This is a genomic window from Pseudoalteromonas sp. Ps84H-4, from assembly GCF_024124645.1.
In the GTDB taxonomy this organism is placed as follows: Bacteria; Pseudomonadota; Gammaproteobacteria; order Enterobacterales; family Alteromonadaceae; genus Pseudoalteromonas; species Pseudoalteromonas lipolytica_C.
Genome location: NZ_JAMXSK010000002.1, coordinates 91,795 through 115,551, shown reverse-complemented (window position 1 = coordinate 115,551; position 23,757 = coordinate 91,795). Strand labels below are relative to the sequence as shown.

18 protein-coding genes are annotated in these 23,757 nt (G+C 39.7%); 5 read left to right on the top strand and 13 right to left on the bottom strand.

All coding sequences use genetic code 11. The features are described from left to right. Positions 1–139 precede the first annotated feature (139 nt). The 3 genes from NH454_RS02990 to NH454_RS02980 all read right to left on the bottom strand — a co-directional run bounded on the left by NH454_RS02990 (position 140) and on the right by NH454_RS02980 (position 3,229). Positions 140–2,314: an ATP-dependent RecD-like DNA helicase gene (locus NH454_RS02990; RefSeq protein WP_253038190.1), complete on the bottom strand. Its 2,175-nt coding sequence runs from the start codon at positions 2,312–2,314 to the stop codon at positions 140–142. Next, positions 2,311–2,751 (bottom strand): hypothetical protein, encoded by a 441-nt coding sequence (locus tag NH454_RS02985; protein WP_253038188.1) that lies wholly within the window; start codon positions 2,749–2,751, stop codon positions 2,311–2,313. Before NH454_RS02985 ends, NH454_RS02990 begins: the two co-directional genes overlap by 4 nt. Positions 2,752–2,920: 169 nt before the next feature. Further along, the gene (locus NH454_RS02980) at positions 2,921–3,229 is read right to left on the bottom strand and encodes a hypothetical protein (protein WP_253038186.1); all 309 of its coding nucleotides are present in this window, start codon (positions 3,227–3,229) and stop codon (positions 2,921–2,923) included. A 335-nt stretch (positions 3,230–3,564) separates the two neighbouring features. On the opposite strand from NH454_RS02980, the gene NH454_RS02975 reads away from it, so the two are divergent. Further along, positions 3,565–4,743, top strand: a complete 1,179-nt coding sequence (locus NH454_RS02975; RefSeq protein ID WP_253038184.1) for a HEPN/Toprim-associated domain-containing protein — start codon at positions 3,565–3,567, stop codon at positions 4,741–4,743. 50 nt (positions 4,744–4,793) lie between these two features. Here NH454_RS02975 and NH454_RS02970 read toward each other — a convergent pair whose 3' ends face one another. The 9 genes from NH454_RS02970 to NH454_RS02930 all read right to left on the bottom strand — a co-directional run bounded on the left by NH454_RS02970 (position 4,794) and on the right by NH454_RS02930 (position 17,114). After that, positions 4,794–6,539, bottom strand: a complete 1,746-nt coding sequence (locus NH454_RS02970; RefSeq protein WP_253038182.1) for an ATP-dependent helicase — start codon at positions 6,537–6,539, stop codon at positions 4,794–4,796. After that, the gene (locus tag NH454_RS22415; RefSeq protein ID WP_253038180.1) at positions 6,526–8,325 is read right to left on the bottom strand and encodes an AAA family ATPase; all 1,800 of its coding nucleotides are present in this window, start codon (positions 8,323–8,325) and stop codon (positions 6,526–6,528) included. The genes NH454_RS02970 and NH454_RS22415 overlap by 14 nt, the downstream gene beginning before the upstream one ends. Before the next feature lie 154 nt (positions 8,326–8,479). After that, positions 8,480–8,869 (bottom strand): hypothetical protein, encoded by a 390-nt coding sequence (locus NH454_RS02960; protein WP_253038178.1) that lies wholly within the window; start codon positions 8,867–8,869, stop codon positions 8,480–8,482. Positions 8,870–9,204: 335 nt separating this feature from the next. Further along, a complete protein-coding gene (locus tag NH454_RS02955; protein ID WP_253038177.1) occupies positions 9,205–9,702 on the bottom strand; it encodes a hypothetical protein in 498 nt (165 codons plus the stop codon). Then, positions 9,702–11,951, bottom strand: a complete 2,250-nt coding sequence (locus NH454_RS02950) for a hypothetical protein (protein WP_253038176.1) — start codon at positions 11,949–11,951, stop codon at positions 9,702–9,704. Before NH454_RS02950 ends, NH454_RS02955 begins: the two co-directional genes overlap by 1 nt. Then, positions 11,944–13,551, bottom strand: a complete 1,608-nt coding sequence (locus NH454_RS02945; RefSeq protein WP_253038175.1) for a site-specific integrase — start codon at positions 13,549–13,551, stop codon at positions 11,944–11,946. The genes NH454_RS02950 and NH454_RS02945 overlap by 8 nt, the downstream gene beginning before the upstream one ends. Further along, positions 13,541–14,884 carry a site-specific integrase gene (locus NH454_RS02940; RefSeq protein WP_253038174.1) on the bottom strand — a complete coding sequence of 448 codons (1,344 nt, stop codon included), beginning with the start codon at positions 14,882–14,884 and terminating at the stop codon, positions 13,541–13,543. The genes NH454_RS02945 and NH454_RS02940 overlap by 11 nt, the downstream gene beginning before the upstream one ends. Before the next feature lie 149 nt (positions 14,885–15,033). After that, positions 15,034–15,726: a single-stranded DNA-binding protein gene (gene ssb / locus NH454_RS02935; RefSeq protein WP_135922730.1), complete on the bottom strand. Its 693-nt coding sequence runs from the start codon at positions 15,724–15,726 to the stop codon at positions 15,034–15,036. A 20-nt stretch (positions 15,727–15,746) separates the two neighbouring features. Next, a complete protein-coding gene (locus NH454_RS02930) occupies positions 15,747–17,114 on the bottom strand; it encodes an MFS transporter (protein WP_199527303.1) in 1,368 nt (455 codons plus the stop codon). Between the two features lie 162 nt (positions 17,115–17,276). Here NH454_RS02930 and uvrA point away from each other — a divergent pair, with 162 nt between their 5' ends. From uvrA to NH454_RS02910, 4 genes are all read left to right on the top strand, one after another. Continuing rightward, positions 17,277–20,096: an excinuclease ABC subunit UvrA gene (uvrA, locus tag NH454_RS02925; RefSeq protein ID WP_253038173.1), complete on the top strand. Its 2,820-nt coding sequence runs from the start codon at positions 17,277–17,279 to the stop codon at positions 20,094–20,096. Between the two features lie 12 nt (positions 20,097–20,108). Next, positions 20,109–21,167, top strand: coding sequence for a hypothetical protein (locus NH454_RS02920; RefSeq protein ID WP_235382200.1), 1,059 nt, complete (start codon positions 20,109–20,111; stop codon positions 21,165–21,167). Positions 21,168–21,470: 303 nt separating this feature from the next. Continuing rightward, the gene (locus NH454_RS02915; RefSeq protein WP_135922734.1) at positions 21,471–21,662 is read left to right on the top strand and encodes a hypothetical protein; all 192 of its coding nucleotides are present in this window, start codon (positions 21,471–21,473) and stop codon (positions 21,660–21,662) included. Positions 21,663–21,716: 54 nt separating this feature from the next. Then, positions 21,717–22,610 carry a TraB/GumN family protein gene (locus tag NH454_RS02910; protein WP_138557072.1) on the top strand — a complete coding sequence of 298 codons (894 nt, stop codon included), beginning with the start codon at positions 21,717–21,719 and terminating at the stop codon, positions 22,608–22,610. 134 nt (positions 22,611–22,744) lie between these two features. Here the strand turns inward: NH454_RS02910 and trpS are convergent, their stop codons facing one another. After that, positions 22,745–23,749, bottom strand: a complete 1,005-nt coding sequence (gene trpS, locus NH454_RS02905) for a tryptophan--tRNA ligase (RefSeq protein WP_063699907.1) — start codon at positions 23,747–23,749, stop codon at positions 22,745–22,747. Positions 23,750–23,757: the final 8 nt, after the last annotated feature.

Genomic DNA, 23,757 nt, shown 5'->3' with positions numbered 1-23,757 from the left:
ATACATAAATTTAGGGGCAGTACAGTGGCAACACCCTTTACTGACAATGGATTTTACCAAGTGACCCCAATTTACTTTTAAACATTAAAATATGACAATGTAGATAAATTGCGCTATTTTCTACCAATTATGGTTAAATTTAAACATTTTTCAACATTTCTGCCAAGGCGGTTTTACGAGTATCAACTGCGCCTTGTTTGTTAACACCATAACGAAAATCCGTTTCCTTGCCAATAATATGTACTTTATCTTCTGCTCTTGTCACAGCCGTATACAACCAACTACGATCAAGCAACCTTCCTCGTTCAAGCAAAACAATCACATTAGGAGCTTGTGACCCCTGCAATTTATGCAAGGTTAAGCAGTAAGCGAGATCGATATATTCAAATAACTGCCAATCGACTTCTAACAGACGTTTGTTACCTTTTTCATCAAGGTCTTCCAGTTCAATTACGCAAGCATACTCATCAGTAGGTTCTGCACTCTTTATGATCCCCAGAGTACCATTCTGAACATTGTGTTTATAACTGGTTAAGGTAATGACGATCGGGTCACCTTCTCTGAAGTCATAGCTTCCTTTGGTAATTGGCATATCCGTAAGGTCAAGAAGCTTGCCATTAGGGTTCACAACACCTTGCAGTATGATGTTGGCTTTTCTTACCGTGTCATTGGTAGGGGCGACTATCATGGCCTTGTCATACTTAGAATACGCAGTAACTGCGTCTTGCAGAATATCGCCTGTTGATTCTTGGAACTTAATGTCAGCGGTAGTTAATGACTCTGGCATTATGCCGTGCCGTATAGCATTGGAATATGTAGGTACACTACTATCTACTCCCTGTCGTTTCACGACATCAAGTTCCACATGGTTTATTACACCGCTTTTAATGACATCATTTAAAATGAAACCTGCATTAATCGGTGGAAGCTGATACGGATCACCAATTAACAAGATTCGAACTTTATCAGAAAACAAAGTAACTAAACGCCACATGGTATATGCATCCAACATGGAAGCTTCATCCACAAGCAATACAGCCTTATCTATATCAAGATCAGTTTCTCGCAACAGTTTTGCAATCGTCTTCGTTTCACTACCTATTGATTGTTGAAGTCTACGGGCTGCCTTTCCTGATAGCGCAACGGGGTATATCGTATAACCTAGTTTTTGATAAGCATTTACAATCAGCTTAGTAGTCGTTGTTTTGCCTGTTCCAGCTCCTCCAGATAGGGCGAAGACATGGCTGACTAATGCTGTCCTTACGGCACGTTCTTGTGCTTTTTCAATGGGCCAATCGGCAGGGAATGAGGTTATAAATGCCTCTTCTAACTCGCTCGACCAACGGTTGTGTGATTTTCTGAGGTTACCAAAACGTTTGGCTATCGTTTTCTCAAATATATAATTGCCTGAAACAAAATATTGGTTGTTTTGCTTAAAAAACCCAACGATATCGCCATCTAGCTCACTTGCCCTTGCAACTAACCGTTGGTCTTTGTTCAACAGCTTAGAAACAGACGATTCAATATCTTGCCAATCTGCTACCGTATTGCCTTGATCGCTCCATAATCTTAATGCTTGTTCAACGATTGCTATCAGTCTGACTTCATCATCCTGTTTGATACCGAAATGTTTTTGAGCAATAGCGTCTACCTTGTTAAATCGCATCCCCAGTGAAAATAAGCGGTATGGGTTCTGTGTAAGAAAATTGATCGCATCCTGATCTGCAAATCTGAACAACTGGCGCTGGATAGGGGCTTCTATTTCCCACTCAACCAATTGAGCTGAGTGTTTTAAGTTGGAATACTCTTTATAGCCATCCCATAATCCATGCACGGCTTTATCACCAAGCAGAACATTCCTGACAGCTTGAAAATTCGTTATTGACTGGTCTTGTTCGTATGGCGCATATTTATCACATTCAAGTATGTTAAATATATCGCTTCTAAATTCATTCCAAAGAAATTGTGCGCTTACCTTTCCTATGCCTTCAAACACTTTCTCAGTGCTTAAAAAAGTTACAAAGCCAAGGCCATTATCAGGCATAACACATTTCAGTGTCGGCTCCATAAAGCGCCAGACATCAACATAACCACCCATACTGACTTGTTGTTGCCTAATGCTGAAATTTTGCTCTTTGAGAATTTTCCATTGCTGCCCGACTTTCGGATCAATATTTAACTTATCTTGAGTAGTCAGAATCTCAATACGATGCGCACCTGCTTTGTGGTTAACAAAAATAGCTCCCAGCCGGACATTATCCGGGTGGTACTGGTATATTCTGGTGATCCTTACCAGATAAGCACTACTCTTCATTTCCACAAGCCCATTTCAATCAGTACATCTTTAAATTCAGATAGCTTGGCAACTTCGGCAGCTAACTTAGCGTTTTCGTTTTGTAGTCTTCGGTTTGTTCTTTTTAGGTCTCTGACTTTAGCGCTATCTTTGATGTCTTCGTCAGTACCTTTTGATACATCAATGATCTCTTTATCGAGAGGCAGGTTTTTCTTACGTTGCTGGTACACCCCTGAGGTAGCAAGTTCTTGTTTAAGTTCTTGCAACAAATCAAAGAGCTTTTTATTTCTTTTTTCCTTAAATGCAGAGGAATCAAAACCAAGCTCATCAGCAATTTTTTTGGGACTTAACGTATCACCATGCCAATAATCCAACCAATTAGGCGACTCTTTCGATTTCATTTCTGCAACCCAACCGAGAAATAAATCTCTGTTACGTTGGCCTCTTTCTTTACTCATCTTAACCTCCACCCACGATGTGTATCATCGTAGTCCTGTTAACACCATACTCCTTTGAGAACCAAAAAGAATTACCTTTCGAATAGCGTTAAGTTTATTCTCTGACGGTGCACCTTTCTCAGCTCTAATATCAATATTCTTTTTATTGTGAATGCCAAAAGCTAGTGTGCTAAAGAGGCGATGAGCTGTTCAATGTCCGAATCTGCTCTGGAGAAAAGCCGTGCCGAAGTAATTCAAAATCATCTAAATCGATGATTGCCTTTTTTCCTTTTCCAATGAGCTGATACTGTGAGTGACTAGATGTAATAACCAGCTGCGCCTCTGTATCCATCGATACGATCCGCGATGTTGTCACGTAGTCCCCTTCGAAAAAGCGAAAAGTTTGATCGTGTTGTACTATAGCGTATAACACTTCTCCTATTAATTGTCTCCCATCCATGACGCCAACAATGTACCAATTTTTTACAGTGGTGTTCAAAAGCCTCTCCTCGAAGTTAGCGTGAGGATATATGATAAAAAAATAGGAATTAAAAGCATAACCAAAGCGTGGATCTAATCCTGACTTTTTTCTATGGTGCAGTAAATAAAGGGAATAAAGTAGACTTTTCAATCACATTGAGTAGTTTATTTTTCATATGCTGTATTCATAGTGATAGGAATTTGTATTAGCCTACAAAGCTAAGGGATTTACTTGTTTATTTATTGATTCATAATAGCTTTAATTAGAAACATGAGTCTTAAACCATACTACTCAGTTTAGCTTAATTAGTTCATATCTGAAAAAACAATCGTTGTTAAAAGGAGTCGATCGCGATGTCTACTTGGGCTGGAATTGATTTTGGGAAATATTCCATCGAGGAATGGCAAAATACGTATCATAAGTGGCTCTTCAATGATGCTGATCGCGTCAGAGAAGGAGACTTTATTGGTTACCGTATAGACATCGAAACGCTCAAACGCAGATTAGAACTTCAAGGAGTTAATAGGGCATCAGTTGAACTGGAGGTTGATGAGATCAAAGGTTTATGGATAAAAGATATGGAAGATCTATTAACCGAGACACTTGCCACTAAACACCGTGAAGAATATTCATGCTACATTGACGGACTTAAGAGTTGCTCTTTGAATAGCTGGTTGAAGCTTATCCCCATAGCAGCATCAATGCAAAAACATGAGATTACAGGAAGCTGTGATGAACCTAGTAAATTGCTTCCATCGTTAACTAAAGCAGAGCGAAACCTTCTAAAGTTCATGTGTTCTGAATACGATGAATACCCTAATTACACTGCCGGAAGCTATCACTTTCCTTGTCTCTCATCATACAGTTATGCATGGGCAATTCTTCAATTTGTTACCCCAAATTCAGTTTGTGAGCTGGATATATCACCATTAATTGACAGTGGTTGGGTTGACGATTTTGAAGATCTTGCAGAGTATCAAGCAGGGCAAACCAAGTTTTCTGAAAGAGCAAAGATTGAAATTCAGGATATAACTAAGCTTAGTGAATCGTTTAGAGATAATAATGTGTTACAACGCCTCTCTTATAGCGGGCTGATTACAATACTCGAAGCTTATTTAGCGGACATAGCAAAACGACAGGTGCTTAATAAAGATTCAATTAAGAGAAGATTTGTTGAAAACTTCGACCCATTTTCGAGAAGCCAAAAAAACTTAAAAATAACAGAGATCTACTTTAGAATGGAGCTGCTTGATCATCAGATTATAGAGTACATTGACAATTTGTCTTTCCATAATGTGAAGACTATTAAAGAATTCTTTCCCTCTGTTTTATTGGTTAGTATTTCAGATGATTTAAGTGATCGCCTTGCTGTAGCAGAAATCACTCGGCACGATATCGTTCACCGCGCAGGGAGAACTAAAGATGGGAAGTCCAACGAAGTAACTTTGGCAGATGTGAAGGCTGTATCCACATTAGTGCTGGATATCATAACTTCTGTGGATTCTCAAATCGTTGATGGAACATTGGTGTAGGTGTAGTTGAATTAGATGCGGAAAGAAATATCCTGCTTTTGATGCTTTTTCTAATCACTACTCGTTAACTTCTTAAAACCCATTGGCGTTAAAAGTTTGGATAATTTGGGTTCTTTCGAGTGAGGGATTGCTAATACAAAAAAGTCTCTAGCCCTAGTCAATGCGACATAGCCTATTCGCCCTAATTCTGTAGAAGTTCCTTCAGCCATCTTTACTACTTGATCATTATTTGCAATATACATGACAGCATCAAGTGTTTCACCTTTCAATTGATGTACTGTGTCAATACGAATTAATCTACGGCCATCATCATCACTTTTAGCATATTCACTTGGCAAAAGGGCACTATCGGGTAAGTTTGTAGAGGCTAATTTGTTGCCTAATTTACTAACATTATTAAAGCCATGTAATTCACATATTTTTTTTAGTACCTTAGCAAGGTTTTCTTTCAACTTAGGGTGCCATTCTTTTTTAGCATGTAATTTTGCCGAAGGTAAACCTGCACTCTCCGAGCGAACAAATTGCCAAATAACTTTTTTACTCTCGCTATATTCACGTTTATCTTTTGCAGCACTCAGCACATCAGAAAAGAACTCTTTCGGCGCATCTTCAATCAAGTTTGCAATACAACGTAACACTAATTTAAAAGCTTCAAATGGGTGACCATACAAGTCCCTTTTTATCGCTGCCTGCGCGAAAATGTTTGTTTTTCCTTGTCCACTTTTCCCATTAGATCCAAGGAGAGTTTTCTTTAATTCACTTCCTCTTACAAGAATAGCACTTTTGTTTTTATTAATACTCAAGTCTTTAAGTCTGGACAAAAATGAGTCGATAACCTCTGTATAATTTTTTTCTTTATATGTGCAATAGAATAGGCCAAAGTCATTATTTTCTTTACTTCTAATATGTTGATTCTGAAACCCTGATACTAAACTAGCTGCATCTACGATATCTTTTATCGATCTTCTATTTAAGCTAAGGGGACATTTTAAAGTACTCGGTTTGTTATTATGAGTATTTAAAAAGGTTCCATCAGCTCCTGCAAATTCATAAATAGCCTGATTAGGATCTCCGATTAAAGATAGTTTCGTGCCTCCTTTAATCAGCATACTAAGAAAATATGCGTGCATTGAGCCTATATCTTGTGCTTCATCGACAATTATATGCGGATACCTTTTGGCTATGGCTTTAGCTAATGACTTCTGTTCTTTCAATATTTTGCAGGCCCAATACCCTCCAAACTCATGTGTATAGCCACCCGTTTTTCCTAACGTAAGGATTAAATCTCGACCTTCAGCTACTTTGTTCTTATTTAGAAAGCATTCAACGCTACTATCTACTACACGGCATGTAAGCTCAACAACCTTATCCGAACCAATTGTTTTTCGCCCAGTTTGGGTCTCTATCTCAAAGTTGAAATTTCTATTCTTTAAAAATAATTCCCCTCCAGAGAGCAAAAAGGGTACACCGGAACATCCCATAACTCTTGAACCATGAGGCCGTATAACGTTTCCTACAATAAAGCTATCAAGCGTCTCAATAACAACTCTATCTGAATAAACATGCTTGTTGGTTTGGTTTGAAGTATGCCGTAAGAAGTCTCTCTTAAAAGTATTAACTGCTACATTAGAAAAAGACAATAGTGCAATATAGCCACGTTCATTATTTAATGAATGCCTAACATGTGAGAGACGATGTACCGCTGTAGTAGTCTTCCCACTACCAGCACAAGCAATAACAGAAAGGGGTTTCAAGGGCGAAAAAACTACCTTATGCTGCTCATCAGAAAGCTTCATCTAAAATGTCCCCTCCTTCAATCACATGCTTGATTGCATCTCTTATATAATCGGGTACAACAAAATTAGCTGAAGTAATAGAGACTTGATACGCTAACTCCTGTGCAAACCGCCCTTTTTGAACATTTTTCAATCCATCCCCACGTTCAAACATTCCACAAAATAGTGCTTTTGCCTTTTCTTGATCTGTTGCTTTGTCCTTTATGTCATCTTTAATTGATTGTGCTATCTGAGGATGTATTTCGGATAGTGCGTCTAACATTATTGAGCGATTATCTTCATGTAATGCTAGATCATACTCCAGAGTCTTTACCCCAAAAAACACTTTTACGAGATCACATTCTTGTTCTTTGAGGCTTTTTGTATTATCCGAAGCAATAACATTATCACTAGCAGACGGATAAAGTGGAACTGTCTTTTTTGTGCCACTGCTATTCTCTTCTTTGGTAGGATCAGCATCGGTTATTACTGCTACTGGTATTGCCAACTTTTCTTGACCCATTAACGGTAAAAAACAATCGAAGTTCAGACCATCAACACTTATTATACTTACCGCATATTTTTGCAAATCATAACCAAGTTGTTTTGCTAATACTCCTATCAACATGAGTTCTGCCGTACCTTCAACTAGAATCAATTTTCTAGCAAAGAATAATTCGGCTTTTGTTACATCTAAGTAACGCTCCAGTTTTTTTCTCTTTTTTTCAGCTTTAGCTTTAGATGTGTCAAAGGTAGCTTCTCGCGGGTTGAAAACTTTAACAGAGCGGTTTCGATCCACCATACACGTTAAGTTTTCTAAATTAGCTAAACTAGCAAAATTTGAAGAGTGAGTGGTTACAAAAAGTTGGATGGATTTTTCTACCTTACTTGCAGCGATAGTTTGAAAATAATCTAACAGGACAACCTGTAACTGCGGGTGAAGATGAGCTTCAGGTTCTTCAATTATCAAGCCTCGGTATGCGGCAGAAGGGTCCTTTATCATTTCACTTAAGACCACAGCCATAAAAATTAGGTTATTATATCCAAGGCCGTTTGTATCTATTTCCATACCATTTGTTGTAATTGATAATTTGGATGAAAGCTCTTTAAAATCAGCGCCACTCAAGCCTAGTGAAAGCTCTTGAGAAAGCTGTTCGCCTAACATGTCTTTGTGTTTTTCAACTATGGAGTTCCCTGTAGAAACTAATGGAGGTTTACGCTTCAAAAGCTTCTCAAAAGCACGTACTAGTCCATCCACACTCTGCCTTCCTAGAGTATCTTCTTCTCCAATAAGTCTCATCAATCTTGCTAGTTGGCTATTTCTTCCCGGCTTTAACCCTTTGGATGCATCACGTAATGGCTGAAGATAAACACCTCTTAAGTTTTCTAACATATCTGAAGTCATCCCGACCTCTTCATGTTCTCCACACCACCTTTTCAACCTCATCCGACCTGAAGCATCAATAAGAGAAAACCGAGCGTGTATATGTGCTTCAAACTTTTCCTTATCAATAGGAACCAAGGCGTGCAGAAAATCTGCTTCATCAGATTCATTCAAATCTGAAAATACAAAGTGAAATGTAATGTCACCTGATGCTTCCCTTCCATCTTTAGGTTGAAATATATCATCTTCGGTAATTCTTAAATAAGGATCTTCATGACTTGCCAGAATAACCCTTAAGGCATCAACAAGTGCTGTTTTACCAATGTTGTTTTCACCAACTATTACATTTAATCCATCTACAAAATTAAAAGTAATCTCGTCAAGACGCCTAAAATTTTTAATTGTTAGTTTTGATAGAAACACTCCAACTCCTTCAGAAGATTATTACATCCATAATAGAACCAAATTATTTTTAAAGTGCCTCAAAAAAAACTGCACAAGAAATTTTATGGAAAATGCAATTACTAACACTGCTTAACGAAAAAGCATTAAAGCTCCAACGTCCTCACCTAATGATCTAACTACGGCGTCTCGTATTTCTGCCTGACAACACTGTCAACTGAACTATTTTTAAAATAATACCAGAAGTTGTGTAACCGCTAACTTCCACCTCATGGTTTTTATTATCACCCCAGTATTTAAAATATATTTTTCCGCAACCCTTATAAAAATCCAAGAATAAGTATTCTGTATAGTCATACACTCCTAAATCAGCAAAAAGGTTTAATATATTTGTATTATGCACCGTACATGCACCTTTGTTACTCTCATAACCACTCATATCAAATCGAAGCTTAGTACTTTTTACACCATCAAATTGATTCAGACGTCCCTTTACAAAGGCTTTTAACTCTTCATCTGACATATCCATAATATTGTCTACGCCAGTTCTACCTTGACTATCCACATCACACTCCTTAATTATTAGTAATATTATTTACTCTATTAATTAATAACATTGGAACATTTCAATTCATTTCCAACATTAGTAAATCATCATGGTATCCAATAACTTTTTAAAAACATATCAAATACGTGGATCTAATCCTGAGTTTTTCAATTCAAACACATTTAAATTTTCATCGGCATCTTCAGCTCAAGATGGAAATTCGATTTCGAACTCATTTAAACAGTCAAAAGCTATTTCTTTAAAAGAATACAATGCTAGTTTGATTGAATTAGAACGCTATCTAATCTGTACTGATGTACTGTTACAAACGGAGTAAGTTAATGTAGCTAAAATTAACTTCGATTCTTTGCTGGTAACCCACTATCAATAGTTGCGGCAAGCTTATTCAAATCAACACCATCCATCTTCTGAAGATTATGTTGCCACCTAGCAAACCTTTCAAGCAACATGTCATTATGGGTACTTAACCTATTGTTCTCTGAAGAAAGCCTTTCGTTCTCGTTTTCAAGCTTTTCAACTCGCTTTATAAGTTCAGCAATGGTTGCATCATCATTGTCCAAATTTTCCAAAAGCTGACTTAATTTATCAGAGCTATCAAATAGCGACTTGGCTTCTTCAATTGCAGCAGATTTTTTAGATCTAAGCTCTTCTTTCTTTAAGTCAAATGCATGTTTTATTTCATCATGCTTTGTGTAAGTGTGCCTTGATGGGGGACGTTTTAAGCCCAATTCTGATTGAAGCCTTTCTGAAAGAAGATCATATGTAAGTTTACCGCTCCAAGCATCAATGATAGCTAGAATCGTTTCTTTGTTGTCTGTTACAAAAGCCATTATGACTCCTCCATATCAGATAGTGCCAAGGCAGTAAGGTCGAAGATTGGAATAACATTTTGCTCATCAATATTGAGTGAACGTTTAACAGGGGAAGGGTCTAATTCGTCAGGAATTCTGATGGGCGTACCATCAGGTCTGTTTGGATCTTCCATCATAGCAATAATGGTTTTAATTTTTGATAACCTAAAGCCTGAGGCGGTTACCCAACGATCAGCACCGAAAACTTTATCTCCCGCTTTAACGATTGCATCCTCTAATTGCTCCTCATTAAGCTTCTCAAGGTTTTTAAGTTCTTCTAGAGTGTTTGGCAACCCCTTAAGGCATTCATGGTCGCTACAGACCGCACAATCGCCATTTTTAACACACGGGCTTTCTGCATAATTGTGAACACAATAACCTAACCCTGTGAACTGAGCGACACCTGAGCGATTAATCCCAAGTGACTTGAGAGAGACTGGTAAGCCCAAATCATGCAACACAATTGCAGGAGGTGGCGACTCTGATGTGTATGGCGATAAAAACTGATTGGCTTGAGCAACCGTCATAACACCTTCACCATTTGCAACATGACCTATACGCTTGGTTAACCGTGATTTTTGCTCTTCCGTTCTTCCATCGTAAGCTTTGTTTTGTTCAATATCAGCGCGACCCGACCACTTGGCAATCAACCAATCTTCTTCACCCGCCAGTTTCAACTTGGTGTTTAACCAATGCCTAGGTTGGTGTGTATTCAATTGTAACCGAGTGCCGTCTTCGTCTGTGATTGCCAATTCATCGAAGATTGACTCAATAGTTTCCTCTCCTGAAGGGCGCTCTGAACCCATAGCATCGCTCACAGCTCCATGACCGACCATTACCCAAGAAAACGGCTTAAGATCAAACTCTTTGTGAAACTCATTCTCGCGAACTAAGGTAATGCAGTCCCAAAGTTTTACTTCACCGTAATTAGGAAAACCTTTAGTTTTATATTGCTGCTCAACGACAATCCTTAGGTCACTATAACTTGGGAATTTAATAGAGCATCCTGTTGGTTTCTTAGAGTACCTATCCACAATCTCATTATCGGGTAAAATTGTTGCTCCACCACATAACTCTTTCTTCCAATTAGATACGCCATTTAATTCACTGATTAGTTTACTGAGCCATTGAATATTACTTCCATATGTAACCCAGCTAATATCCGCGCCTCTTGTAGACTTACCAGTTTTGAACCCCATTGCTTTTGCAAACTGGTTGTACGTTAATGGCTTATCTTGTGGAAAATCAGTAGGTGTAATGCAGTGTTCATGTACCATAAATACATTGGGGTTTTCATATGCAAATTTCGCAGCAGTTCTAGCGGGTGCTGAAATATCAATGAGTCTGTCAAATGCTTGTTGGACAACATCCTCAAGTAGTTTAGGCACCCATTTTTTGACGGGGTCTCCTCCTTTTGCAGGATGCCACATTAGATATAAACGTCCTTTTTCACTTGTTTGTAATGAGTTTGTTGTTAAACCATTAAGTTCTGTATTTCTACTCGGCTGGCACATCAACATTACACATAGACTGGAGAAGTACTTTTGACGAGGTGTTTTAGCTTTGTGAAAGGCATCCGCCACTTGAAGCATTTGATAGTCAGAAGGGCATTTTTCCACTTCTTCTTTACGACTCTCTTCATCAAGTTTGATTCTAGAATCGGATGGACGAGGGAAAGGATTTGACCAGTCTTGTAGATCTAGCTTGAATCGCTTGTCCCTAATGAACTTCAATACTCTTTCAAATGACAGGCCAATATTGCGCTTTCCTCCAGCACCTAATTTACTGTTCTTAATCTGTTCCTCAACACGATTAATAACTGTGTTATTGAGGTGCATAATATCAACATCAGATCTGTCATTTTGAGCCGCGTTTTCTTCTAGCGCATTATAGACCCACACTAAAGATGAAGCCCAAGCGGTTGAGTCTTTATGATTTAGTGACTGCTCATAACGCACATAGGCTTTGGCAAAATCAGCAAATGGCTGTTTGAATGGTATATATTTGGAATGGTTTACACTGTTTCCAAATACGATGGTTAATTTCTTTCCTCTAGCTGTACCCCAAGACCATTTATCGCACTCCCATCCTTTCTGAGTTCCTAGAGGAGTATTAAACTCATAATCACCAAAAAGTGTTAAGTCATTTTTTGCGAATGCTATGAAGTCCGCATAATTTTTCTGGTAATCAAGCTTATGCTTCGGTGTAAATACCAATACATCAGACATTTAACGATCCTTCTTTTTCCAGCTCTTGCTTTCTAACATGACACTTTTGAATGACTACTTTGATTGCATCAATGCTGCGATTATGGCCTTGCAATACAAATTCACTTGCACCCATTTTACGCTTTCGATCACGTTCAGAAATGACACTTTTCAAGACTTCTGTATGAGGTGCATTCAACCAAGGTTGAAATTTATTGCAGGTGTAACAGTGAATTGTGCCATTAGCACAGAAGCCAAACTTTCCACAATTTCCAACTGGGTTACCATCGTTATTATTTATTCGGCTACGAGGGTCATTGGCTCGAATTGCGTCTTTCTCGCAATCTATTAAAGTTCCTGAAAACGCCTGCGCTAATGGCGTTAAATCAGGTGCCAATGCTTCATCAATTCTGTCGGCCATTTCTTCGTTGAACTCTGTGTAGACTTTTACTTGTTGGGTATCCGACTGGCCTAGCTCTTCTGCTATTGCATAATCGCTTGCTCCTAGCATTGCCATATTGGTTGCATGAGTATATCGGAATCGTCTAGGGTTAATATGCAAATCACCAAACCCATCATCTAACTTAATCCGTGTTGTTTTTAAAGGGCAAAGTCGAGACAAGCGCCTTATTATTTCATCAACTGATGGATTTCCAATTTTTGTTCGTAAACATAATAAGTCAGGTGTTCTTTGTTGTAGCTGTTCGAATGCCTCAAAACTCGCGAGTTTAGCCATTTCTCGTTTGTTTAGAAAAATAGGGATTTGAAGTTTTTGACTGGATGTCAATTCAATATTAAATTGTGTTTCAACAGCCTTAATGGATTGATGTGCCTGTGTTGTTAGCACCAGCATTAAATCTTCACCAATGTCCTTCTTGTGTTGAAAGGAACCTCTAAAATTCTCATCACGTTTTTTAGCATTTGGGAGTTGCAAATCAAAATGCTCAACACCTTCTTCAGCCCTTGTTGTTAAATCTCCATAGTAGAGATACGTGAGTTGGACAGGGCGGGCACCCGTTTGTTGTAGTGCCATAATAAAGGCGTAATCAGTCAACGAGATCAGCTTTTCAGTAAAGGCATCCACGTACCAGTTTATAAAGGCAGTTTGTTCTTCAAATGAATACGCTCCGCTAAAAGGGCAGCCTAAAGCAACGGCTTTTCCTTTTTCATTACCAGAAAGTTTAAGTGAGTTAAGTAACTCAACCGCCTTTTTATCAACTCCTTTGATCTCTTTGTCGTGCCAGTCCAGTAAAAAAGCACGGATGTAACCAAGCTTATATTCTGTACTCTTGGTTAGTGTTGCCTTGTAATTAATTACATGCTCTTCATTTATTTTTTCTGTAACGCCAACAGCGAAGAACCACCGACAATATCGAAACAAATTATCTGTATAAGAAGATGAAAATTCACATGCATAAGCAGCTAATACTAACCGAAAATTACTTTCGAACTTAGGATCTAAATTTAGCGAAGCGAGCAACTCAAAATTCAACGACTTATTTGCATCTAATTGCCAAAGATCGTCATACACATCAAATTCATAGTTAGCTTTACTGTATCGCTTATCCGACTTTGTTCTAGCGCTTTTTGAGCCGTGTAATTTTTTTGCTTTAGCTACCATGATAGCCCCCGTCTGTTTTGTGCTTCATCCGCGATTGCATTCTTTGGCGTACCCTTTGCGCCTGTTTTCTTGCAGTTCGCTTGAGATAAATCTCACCTGATTTAAGAGATGAATGTCCATTTAATTCGGCTCTTATCTCCAGCTCTCGCTGCTTTGTAATCTTATTTTCGTCTGCATATTGCTTTGCAGCTTGATGCAGCCCCGCCTGTTCCAACCGTTTTACTTCTTGCCTGACAGCCCTTCTTTCCTCATCAATCTGATCTGACAGTTGATCATTAAAATAATGTCTATAAGAATGAGGTGTAATAGCCCAGAAACGCTCAGGGTTTACACCTTTAATGCTTTTAAATATATCGTTAATTGTTTGTTGAATGAGCGGTTGTCCAGACTGGTAATGTCCCTCCTTATCTTTGTGAGAAACAAAAATAAATGGGTGTGTTTTCGCTACTTTTGTATCAGCACGATGAATCTTGATATAAGTGTTTAGTAAGTCTCTAAGCTCTTTTGTAATAGAAACCGCTCTGCCGAGGGTCTTTGCTGTTGGCTCTTTTACCCTAGGATCATCCTTACTGTCATGTCTTCTAACAACTGACAATGTTGGATTGTCAATATCTGTTCCAATATCGCTAATTCGAAGCGCTAATAACTCAGCACATCTAAATCCTGTTTCATACAAAACTTGAACAATGAGATAGTTTCTAAACTTGATAACTGGGTTTTTAAACGGGTTGTAATGTGAATCAGGCTTAGCTACCTCGACAAAGTCATCAAATACATCATCTGGAATACCAGATTTATCTAAGGAAACTTTCTTCGATTTTCCTTTTGGCTTACCACTCTTAAGTCGAGTTTTCATCTTATCCAGCGCCTCAAAAAGTTCTGCGGCTGCTGGCTTATACTTGACTCTTTCTTGCCCTATAAAGTGAAGAAACTCTGCAATGTGAGCTATACGGGATACATATTGAGATTTACCAATAGTCGGTTTGTCTTGTGATTTTGATAAATAAAACTTTCCCATATCGACCACGTTACTTGATGGTTTATCTTTAACCACTTTAGCATGATATGAGCAGTGCTCTTTAAGTTTATTAATATCATCAAGGTTAGGTACTTTACCGTTATATATTTCCTCAAGCAGATCCCTACCATTAATCTTCTCCCAGCGTTTCAAATGTTTAATGTCTTTCAAGTATTGCTCAATTGATGTTGCAGCTTTAGTCATTCGCAGTTTTTGCGTAACAAAATGAGTGACCCAAAAATCGGGAACGCCATCTTCTCCTAATAAAAAGGCGTAGCGCTCTCCACTTTTAAATTTCTTTACAGCAACTTTCATGAACACCCACTAATAAACATTTTTATTTGTTATAAAGTAATATAGTGGATAATTTGAACTTTTCAACATTAATTTTCTAATAAAACTAAAAAAGCCGCTAAAAAGCGGCTTTTAATATTATTTTTCAACATTTGACATTTTGTCTTTGTCTAAAACGGGATATCGTCATCAAAGTCGATTGGTGGTTCCATTGGGTTTGATGCGCCGCCTTGTGGTGCATTTTGTGGCTTAGGAGCAAAACCGCCTTGTTGTGGTGCACTGCTTTGCTGTGGAGCACCATAACCGCCACCGTATTGGTTATTGTTTTGTTGTTGCGGCGCTGACTGCTGTGGACGTTGTTGCTGTGGTGCTGGTGCAGACTGTTGCTGTGGTGCATAGCTATTATTGCTTTGTGCTTGTTGTGAGCCACCACCGTAACCGCCACCTTGCTGTTGACCACCTTGGTAACCGCCTTGTGATTGACCACCTTGATAGCCGCCACCCTGTTGATCGCCACCACGGCCACCTAACATTTGCATTTGACCGCCCATATCTACCACGATTTCTGTGGTGTATTTTTCTTGGCCTGATTGATCAGTCCATTTACGCGTTTGTAAACGGCCTTCAATATAAACTTGTGAGCCCTTGCGAAGATACTCACCAGCAACTTCAGCTAGTTTGCCAAATAACACAACACGGTGCCATTCAGTACGCTCTTGCATTTGCCCTGTGTTTTTATCTTTCCAGCTATCAGTCGTAGCAATGCTGATATTCGCTACACCATTGCCATTAGGCATATAACGTACTTCTGGATCTTGGCCTAAATTACCAACCAAGATAACTTTGTTCACACCGCGTGCCATGGAACTTCTCCTATAAAACGTTAGATTAAACCAGCAACTTTACGTGCTTGGTCTAGGTCAAATTCTTTGTCATTAATCTTTAAATAGCTGCGATTTTCATCACAAACAACCGTTGCTTCAATGACGCCCGGTAAAGCAACAAGACGAGAAGCAAGTGCTTGTGCTTGCTGCTCTGAACTTAATTCGGTCATTAAGCTAATTATTTTACTTCTTGGTGGGACTTGCATATTCCAAGCAATGATAAGCCATATTACCCCAACAAGTGCCGCTGCCGCAAACACTGCTTGCGCACTTAATGCTTGAGCAACATAGCCACCCAATAAACCGCCTAAAAAGGCACCAAAAAACTGCGTTGATGAGAACACCCCCATCGCAGAACCTTTCTGGTTTGCAGGGGCAATACGCGAAACAAGAGCTGGCATGGTGGCTTCTAAAAAGTTAAAAGCAATAAAGTAAACCAACATACAAATACCAATGCCAATCACCGAATCAACCCATAGCGACATGGCTAACATGCTTAACACCAGCAGTGCGATTGAAGCAATGAATGCTTGTTTTTCTTTTTCTTTGCGAATCGCCACTATCATCATAGGTGCCATCAAGAAAAATGCTAAAAATAATACAGGTATGTATAAATACCAATGATGATCTGCAATCAATCCATCTTTAATAAGCTGACCTGGTAATGCTACAAATACGGTAGTTAATGTAAGATGAAGCAGCATCACCCCAAAATCAAGGCGCGCTAATTGTGGGTGTTTAATAAGTTGCTTAATGTCATCAAGTGTTGCAAGCGTATCGCCTTTTGGGGCTTTACTAACTGCATTGGGCACTAAGAACAACACGATAAAAATACCTAAAAGCGCCAGCCCTGCGGTAAGCCAAAATACTCCTGCAACACCCCATGATGCGGCTACTATTGGCCCAAGTAACATAGCAACGGCAAAGCTCATACCAATACACATACCAATGACGGCCATTACTTTTGGACGCTGTTCATCACGACTTAGATCAGAAGCAAGTGCTAACAATGCACTGGCTATTGCGCCCATGCCTTGTAATGCACGCCCTAACGTCACCATTTGTACTGACTCAGCTGTTGCCGCTATCACAGAACCAAGCGCAAACACACAAAGACCACCAATAATGACTTTTTTACGACCAATTTTGTCCGATAACCAGCCCATAGGTATCTGTAATACAGCTTGCGTTAAACCATAAGCACCGATAGCAAAGCCAATCCATAGTGGCGAAAACCCTTCTAGCTGCTGACCATAAATTGCCAATACTGGCATCAGCATAAATAGGCCAAGCATGCGAAATGCAAATACGCTCGCCAACGAAACGGCAGCGCGTTTTTCTCGAGAGTTGAGTGAAGATGCTGTCATGAATTACTGATCTTGCTGTCTGTTAAAATGTGAGCGTGGATTCTACCACAAGCAAAAACTAAATAATCACCTGTGAGTGATGATTTTTTCTTTGATCAAGGATTAATCTTATCGCGTATTGTGAGATACTGAAAAAATAATTAGGTAACAAAACGAGATAGCATGGAAAACATTGAAGTCCGAGGCGCCCGTACGCACAATTTAAAAGACATCAGCCTAACCATTCCCCGTGATAAGCTGATAGTTATCACTGGCCTATCTGGTTCAGGAAAATCGTCTTTAGCGTTTGATACGCTTTATGCAGAAGGGCAACGTCGTTATGTTGAATCACTCTCTGCATATGCAAGGCAGTTCTTATCGCTGATGGAAAAACCCGATGTGGATCACATCGAAGGTTTATCGCCTGCAATCTCTATTGAGCAAAAATCAACCTCGCATAACCCGCGCTCAACAGTCGGAACCATCACCGAAATTTACGATTACCTACGTTTATTATTTGCCCGTGTAGGTGAGCCACGCTGTCCTACTCACGACTTACCACTTGCAGCACAAACTATCAGCCAAATGGTCGATACGGTTTTAGCGCTACCTGAAGGTAGCAAGCTAATGCTATTAGCACCAGTTGTGAAAGACCGAAAAGGTGAACATGTTAAGCTGCTTGAGCAACTTGCAAGCCAAGGCTTTATTCGTGCCCGTATCGATGGCGAAGTTTGTGACTTATCAGATCCACCAACCCTTGAGCTTCATAAAAAGCACACTATCGAAGTTGTGGTTGACCGCTTTAAAGTAAAAGATGGCCAACAACAGCGTTTAGCTGAATCATTCGAAACGGCGCTTGAGCTTTCAAGCGGTATAGCTCATGTAGCGGCAATGGATGACTCTCTTAGCGAAGACATGCTGTTTTCAGCTAACTTTGCTTGCCCAACCTGTGGCTATGCAATGGGCGAGCTTGAACCGCGTTTATTCTCGTTTAATAACCCAGCAGGTGCATGCCAAAGCTGTGATGGTTTAGGTGTACGTCAGTATTTTGATCCAAACCGTGTAGTGCAAAACCCAGAGCTAAGCTTGTCGGGCGGCGCAATTAAAGGATGGGACAAACGCAGCTTTTATTATTTCCAAATGCTGCAAGCCGTTGCGGAGCATTACAAGTTTGATTTAGAAGCGCCGTTTCAAAATCTGAGTAAAGAAGCACAAAAAGTTATTCTTGAAGGTTCAGGCAAGACTAAAATTGCTTTTAATTACCGCAATGACCGTGGCGATTTAATTACGCGTAACCACGAGTTTGAAGGCGTTTTAAATAATATGAACCGCCGCTACCGCGAAACAGAATCAAACTCGGTGCGCGAAGAGCTCGCTAAATACCAAACGAGCCAAGCGTGTCCAAGCTGTCATGGCTCTCGATTACGCGAAGAAGCTCGCCATGTATTTATTGGCCAAACCAATCTACCTGCCATCACCACAATGAGTATTGGTGAAAGCATGGCATTTTTTGATAGCTTAAGCCTAACTGGTCAGCGTGCCCAAATTGCCGATAAAATCCTCAAAGAAATTCGCGACCGTTTATCTTTCCTAATTAATGTAGGCCTTAATTACTTATCACTTGAGCGAAGCGCTGACACCCTCTCAGGTGGTGAAGCTCAGCGTATTCGTTTAGCAAGCCAAATTGGTGCAGGCCTTGTTGGTGTTATGTACGTACTGGATGAACCATCAATTGGTTTGCACCAACGCGATAACGACCGCCTACTAAAAACCCTTATTCACTTACGTGATTTAGGCAACACCGTCATTGTGGTTGAGCATGACGAAGATGCCATTCGCGCTGCCGATCATATTATCGATATCGGCCCAGGTGCTGGTGTTCATGGCGGCCATGTTATTGCACAAGGTACCCATGATGATATTCTAGCAAGTAAAGATTCTATCACCGGTCAGTATCTCTCTGGTGAAAAGAAAATCGAAGTACCGGCGGCTCGCCATCAAACCAACGACAAATGGCTTGAGCTATTTGGTGCCACAGGTAACAACTTAAAGAACGTTGATTTACGTATTCCATTTGGCTTAATGACCTGTATCACAGGTGTATCGGGCTCAGGTAAATCGACACTTATCAACGACACTTTATTTAAGCTGGCTCATACCGAGTTAAATGGCGCAACGACCGCAGAAGCAGCACCGTATAAGTCAATTAAGGGATTGAATCATTTTGATAAAGTGATTGATATTGACCAAAGCCCAATTGGCCGTACTCCGCGCTCAAACCCTGCAACTTACACTGGTATTTTTACCGGTATTCGTGAGCTATTTGCAGGCACTCAAGAAGCCCGTTCGCGTGGTTATAAAGTCGGTCGCTTTAGCTTTAACGTTAAAGGTGGCCGTTGTGAAGCTTGCCAAGGCGATGGCGTGATCAAGGTAGAAATGCACTTTTTACCAGATGTATATGTGCCTTGTGATGTATGTAAAGGTCAGCGCTACAATCGTGAAACCCTAGAAGTACAGTACAAAGGTAAAAACATTCACCAAGTACTCGAAATGACCGTTGAAGATGCCCGTGACTACTTTGATAAAATCCCGGCCATTGCACGTAAACTGCAAACGTTAATGGATGTTGGCTTGTCGTATATTCGCTTAGGTCAAGCTGCAACAACCCTCTCAGGTGGTGAAGCACAGCGTGTGAAACTGGCTCGTGAACTTTCAAAACGCGATACCGGTAAAACACTGTATATCCTTGATGAACCAACTACGGGTTTACACTTTGCTGATATTCAGCAATTATTAGTAGTACTGCACCGCTTACGCGATCACGGTAATACCATTGTTGTTATTGAGCATAACCTTGATGTGATCAAAACCGCAGACTGGATTGTCGATTTAGGCCCTGAAGGTGGCTCTGGCGGTGGTGAAATTTTAATTTCTGGTACACCTGAAGACGTCGCCGATTGTGAGCGTTCACACACAGGCAGGTACTTAAAACCACTACTATAAAAAGGATATTGCGTGCGTAGGTATTTAAAAATTGCAAAATGGCGCGCTAATAAACAGTTTCAACAACAGCAACGTAGCTGGCAACCTCATAAAACAAGGTTGGTTGAACGTTTACAAGCCATTTGGTTTAACTTAAGTACCGCACAAAAGCTCTATCTTTTGGCATTAAGCAGCCTGATTGTTGTGCCATCAGGCTGGTTAAGTGCCACCATCACCATTATTGCGCTTGTTATTGAATTTTGGCCTAAATTTAATCAACTTTGGCATTCACTTGCCGGCAAGGCACTGATTTTAATCTTCTATGCTAGTATCGCTAACTTTGTGTTGGCAGGTGCAAGCGGCATAGTAAATGATGTAACCCATGTTTCTGCCAATCATTTTAACTACACACATAACTTTGCCACACTGTTATATTTACCGCCTTGGGCGCTGGGAATAACACTAGGTACATTATTGTTATTTCAACTCTTTTTGCCTTTTTATATTTTTATTCTATTGCTGATAAAACCATTTGGCTCTGAGCGAGTTAAATTTATAAGTCAAAGCTATTCGCCGCTATTAACCGCCATCGTGCGTTTTATTTTAGCAACCGTAGTATTTATTAACTTAATTTCGTTTCTTGATGACAAGCCACCTGAAGAAGTGCTCGACAACATGGTCAGTACCTTTATCGATAGCAAAGTCATTGCCAAAGAGTCAGGTGAAGAGCAGCAAAAAGCGGTTGAAGAACTCAGTGAAAAAATTGAGCAACAAATTCCTGACATCAACGAAGAAGCTCAGGTACCTAGCCGTGATATAAACATACAAGCTGATAACGAAACGGCTGAAAATCTACGTCAGTTTTTGGATAGTAAGGGTTACTTTGAGCGCAGCAAACGCTTAATTGCCATGTTTGCTTACAGCTTTGAGGCCGATAGTTATTCGCGCTGTTTAAAGGCTGAAAACAGTAAAGCTGTTGAGCTGAATGATTACGAAATAGTGCAAGTAACCCCTGATCACAATGCTGAATATGGCTATCGATTTGAAGTCATTGCGTGTGACTCGCCAGGTGTTACCCCTGTTGCAAAGTAACGCAGTAATCCTCTTTTATTAATGAGGCTTGCTGCGCTTCTGCCAGCCAGTGAAAGAATAATAGCCCTCGATAAAGCAAACCCTCAAAAATAATATCCTTTAAAACCTTATTTCGGCCCATAAGGATTGGATTTAAACCATTGAAATTGTTTGAATTAAATTTTAAAAACCTTATAAATAAATCGCTTAGAACTAGATAAGCGACTCTATCCGAATTCCTCGCTATTGTAGTTTCCATCAACGGGCTACCAACCACTTTTGCCTCGTTGATAAAACCAATCAACCAATTAAGGGAATTACATTATGAGCAATTCAATTTTAAAAATGATGCCACTACTAGCAGTCGCTGCACTCGTTATTACAGCACCGAACACTTTACTAAATAATCAAGGTGCTCAAAAACTAGATCAACAGTTAGAGACATCTATAGCCGCCTCTATTGAGCAAATGAACAATAAAATTGATCACCAAATTGAACAACAGCTCAATAACTAACAGCTAGTTTGCCCAGCATGCTGGGCAAACCTCATCAATTAACAGGCTAAAATAATGAAAACATTAACTCGATACTTGCTCATCTCATTCATTGCTACATCAGGCTTATTAGCAAGTAGTTTTAGCATCGCTAAAAGTGCCATTTGGCAGGTAAGTAAAGGTGATGAATATATTTATCTTGCTGGTTCAATTCATATTTTACCTTCTAAAGAGCTGCCACTTCCCACTGAATTTAATCAGGCTTATAAACTGATAGATACCTTAGTGCTTGAAGCCGATGTACCTGCACCAAGCGATAGCTCGGCACAACTAACCCTGCTTAAAGCTCTTAGCTATCAAGCAGGTGAAACCTTAAGTAGCAAACTGACAGAAAAAGTTAAGCAACAATTAAAATTACAGCTTAATAGCTATGGCATGCATCTCTATGAACTGGATAGCTTTCGACCTTTTATGGTGAGCTTGCTAATCATGTCGTTAGAGTTACAAAAACAGCAGCTCTTAGGTGAGGGCGTCGATAGCTATCTTGCGAAACTGGCCAAACAAGATAATAAAAAAATAGCTTACCTTGAAACCTTAGCTTTCCAGTTAAATTTGTTTAAACAATTAGGCAATGAAGATGAGAATGCCTTTATAGAATCACTATTGGCACAAGTTTCTGACTTCCAGCAACTGTATGTTGAAATGCTCGATGCATGGCGAAATGGCGATATGCAAGCAATGGCTAAGCTTACTACCCTACCGCTAAAACAACGTGATCCCCTTACTTATGAAATGTTAATTAAGCAACGTAATTTAACCTGGCTTAGTAAGATAGAGCGCTATTTTACTAATCATCAAAAAGAGCTGGTGCTCGTTGGTGCAGCCCATTTGGCTGGTGAAGATAGCTTGTTAGGCCTATTAAAAAATAAAGGCTATGCAATTAAACAGTTGAACACAGATGAGGAATAAAAAAATGGAAAAAACAGACAAAACTGCTGCCGCGCTGATGTGTTTTTTTACTGTTTTAATTGTGCTGAGTTTTTAATGAATAAAAAAAATACCGCTGTTAAGCGGTATTTTTATTTCAATTATTTGTTGCAAGCTTACGGGCGAGGAATAAAACCTACCGCATCGTACACAGCTTTTAATGTTTTTTCAGCGCGAATACTCGCCTTTTCAGCACCTGATTTCATAATGCTATCAAGTAGTGATTGATCTTCACGGATCTCTTTAAAGCGTGCTTGAATTGGCTCAATCATATTAACAACCGCTGCTGCGGTGTCTTTTTTCAGGTGACCATACATTTTGTCTTCGTATTCAGGAACTAAGTCTTCGATTGAGCGCTTAGTTGCAACTGATAATAAAGTAAGTAGGTTAGATACACCTGGTTTTTCGTCACGATCAAAGTAAATACGTGCTTGTTCGTCTGAATCGGTTACTGCTTTTTTCAGTTTCTTTTCAATCTTCTTCGGCTCATCCAATAACATGATGTAACCGTTTGGATTTTCATCTGACTTAGACATTTTCTTCAGCGGATCTTGTAAGCTCATTACACGTGCGCCGAACTCAGGAATATACGGCTCAGGTAGTTTGAACACGTCACCGTATAGGTTGTTAAAACGTGTTGCGATATCACGTGTTAATTCAAGGTGTTGCTTTTGATCTTCACCCACTGGCACTTGATCCGCTTGGTATAACAAGATATCTGCCGCTTGCAGCACTGGGTAAGAGAATAAGCCCACATTCACGTTATTCGCATGTTTAGATGACTTATCTTTAAACTGCGTCATACGGTTAAGCTCACCCATTTGCGCGTAACAGTTTAATACCCAGCTCAGCTGTGCATGTTCTGGCACTTGAGATTGCACGAATAACGCAGCTTTCTCTGGGTCGATACCGCATGCAGCATATAGCGCAATACCGTCCAGCACGCGCGAGCGTAATTGCTCTGGATCTTGGCGAACTGTAATGGCGTGCAAATCTACTAACATAAAGAAACTTTCGTGGTCTTCCTGTAGCTTAAGCCACTGGTTAATAGCGCCAACATAGTTGCCTATTGTCATACCACCGGTTGGCTGAATGCCACTTAACACTACTGGTTTACTCATGATGTTCC